The organism is Streptomyces sp. NPDC004031 (assembly GCF_053604375.1).
This window is the reverse complement of sequence record NZ_JBSGHL010000136.1, coordinates 1-2,768: the sequence shown is the minus strand read 5'-3', so window position 1 is coordinate 2,768 and position 2,768 is coordinate 1. Positions and strand designations below refer to the sequence as shown.

The 2,768-nt window shown below is 71.0% G+C and carries 1 protein-coding gene; it reads left to right on the top strand.

What is annotated here, in order from left to right; genetic code table 11:
- On the top strand, positions 1-2,768 hold a 2,768-nt coding region (locus ACWERV_RS36610; protein ID WP_452941195.1), incomplete at both ends, for a beta-ketoacyl synthase N-terminal-like domain-containing protein.

The window sequence follows — 2,768 nt, the reverse complement described above, 5'->3', positions numbered from 1 at the left end:
ACCCGCGAGATCCGGACCCTGGACTTCCGGGCCCCGCAGATCCCGGTCCTGTCCAACGTCACCGGGGTGCTCGCGACCACCGGGGAGCTGACCTCACCGGAATACTGGGCCCGCCACATCCGCGGCACGGTCCGCTTCCACCACGGCATCCAGCACCTGGCCGACCACCACGCCGTCACCGCCTACCTCGAACTCGGCCCCGACCCCGTCCTCACCGCCAACATCACCACCACCGTCAACAGCGACGCCCTCGCCGTCGCAGCACTGCGCAAGGGCAAACCCGAGGACGAGACGTTCCTCACCGCCCTCGCCCACCTGTGGACCACCGGCACCCCCATCACCTGGGACCACGCCCCGGCACTCACCGGCGGCCGCACCACCGACCTGCCCACCTACGCCTTCCAACACCAGCGCTACTGGCCGGACGTCACGAACCGGGTGGCCCAGCCGACCTCGGTGATCGCCGCCGAACCCGTCGACGATGCGAGCACCGACGCAGCCGCCCCGGCGGACACGTTCGCGAGCCGCCTCGCGCAACTCCCGGCCGCGGAAAGGGAGCAGGCCCTCCTCGAACTCGTCCGGACGAACGTGGCCCTCGTGCTCGGACATGTCACGTCGGAGACCGTCGACGGCACCCGCCCCTTCGCCGCACTCGGCTTCGACTCGCTCGGTGCCGTCGAGTTCCGCAACCGACTGGTCGCAGCTACCGGCCTGTCGATCCCCACCACCTTCACCTTCGCGTACCCGACTCCGGATGCCGTCGCGGCGTATCTGCTCGCCGAGGTATCAGGCTCCGCGTCGTCGGATTCCGCCACCGGCACACCCGCGACCACCGCCACGACCACCGCCGCGGACGACGAACCACTGGCCATCATCGGCATGGCCTGCCGCTACCCCGGCGACGTCTCCTCCCCCGAAGACCTGTGGAAACTGGTGACCGACGGCACCGACGCCATCACCACCTTCCCCACCAACCGCGGCTGGGACACCGAAGCCCTCTACAACCCCGACCCGGAACGCGTCGGCACCTCATACACCCGCCACGGCGGCTTCCTCCACAACGCCGACCAGTTCGACGCCGAATTCTTCGGCATCAGCCCCCGCGAAGCCACCGCCAGCGACCCCCAACAACGCCTCCTCCTCGAAACCACCTGGGAAGCCTTCGAACGCGCCGGCATCAACCCCACCACCGTGCGCGGCACCCGTACCGGCGTGTTCGTAGGTGCGACCTCTCTCGACTACGGCCCGCCCCTGCACCAGGCTCCCGAGGGTCTCAGCGGCTTCATGCTGACCGGCAGCACGACGAGCATCGCCTCCGGCCGCGTTGCCTACACCTTCGGGCTGGAGGGCCCGGCGGTGACGATCGACACGGCCTGCTCGTCCTCGCTGGTCGCCCTGCACCTGGCAGGGCAGTCACTGCGACAGGGCGAATGCACTCTCGCCGTCGCGGGTGGCGTCACGGTCATGTCCAGCCCCGGGATGTTCGTGGAGTTCAGCCGCCAGCGCGGGCTGTCGGCGGACGGCCGCTGCAAGGCGTTCTCCGCCGACGCCGACGGCACGGGCTGGGGCGAAGGCGTCGGCGTGCTGCTGGTCGAGCGGCTGTCCGACGCCCAGCGTCTCGGTCACCCCGTACTCGCGGTGGTGCGCGGCAGCGCAGTCAACCAGGACGGCGCGTCGAACGGTCTGACGGCACCCAATGGTCTCGCCCAGGAGCGCATGATCCGTCAGGCGCTGGCGAACGCCCACCTGACGTCGTCGGATGTGGATGTGGTGGAGGCGCACGGTACGGGTACGCGCCTGGGCGATCCGATCGAGGCGCAGGCGTTGCTGGCGACGTACGGGCAGGGGCGGTCGGAGGACCGGCCGCTGTGGCTGGGGTCGGTGAAGTCGAACATCGGTCACACGCAGGCCGCCGCGGGCGTCGCAGGCGTGATCAAGATGGTGCAGGCCATCAAGCACGGCATCATGCCCCAGACCCTCCACGCAGAGGAACGCTCCCCGATCGTGGAGTGGGACTCGGGTGCGGTGGAGCTGCTGACGCAGACCCGGGAATGGGACGAGGTGGACCGTCCGAGGCGTGCTGCGGTGTCGTCCTTCGGTATCAGCGGGACGAACGCGCACGTGATCCTGGAGCAGGCGCCCGCCCCTGCGGAGGAAGTGTCGGAGGGGGACGCGGGCGAGCCGGACGAGAGTGCCACGTCGGTGGTGCCGTGGGTGGTGTCGGGTCGGGGTGGGGGTGCGGTTGCCGGGCAGGCCGGGCGGCTGCTGGAGGTGGTGTCGGCCGGTGAGGTGTCGCCGGTGGACGTGGCAGTGTCGTTGGTGGGTTCGCGGGCGGTGTTCGAGGACCGGGCGGTGGTGCTGGGGTCCGGCCGTGATGAGCTGCTGGCGGGTCTGGCCGGGCTCGCGGGCGGTGTTGAGGTGCCGGGGGTGGTGCGGGGCCGTGCGGCGGGCGAGGGCCGGGTGGCGGGCGAGGGCCGGGTGGCGGTGCTGTTCACCGGACAGGGCTCACAGCGCCCCGGCATGGGCGCCGGACTGTACGAGACGCAGCCGGTCTTCGCCGAAGCCTTCGACGAGGTGTGCACCGCCCTGGACGCGCATCTGCCGGTCCCGCTCAAGGACGTCGTCCTCGGCGGGGAGGACGGGCGTCTGGACCAGACACTGTTCACGCAGGCCGCGCTGTTCGCGGTGGAGTCGGCGCTGTTCGCGCTGGCCCGGTCCTACGGTGTCGTCCCGCACGTCGTGGGCGGCCACTCGGTCGGCGAGGTGAC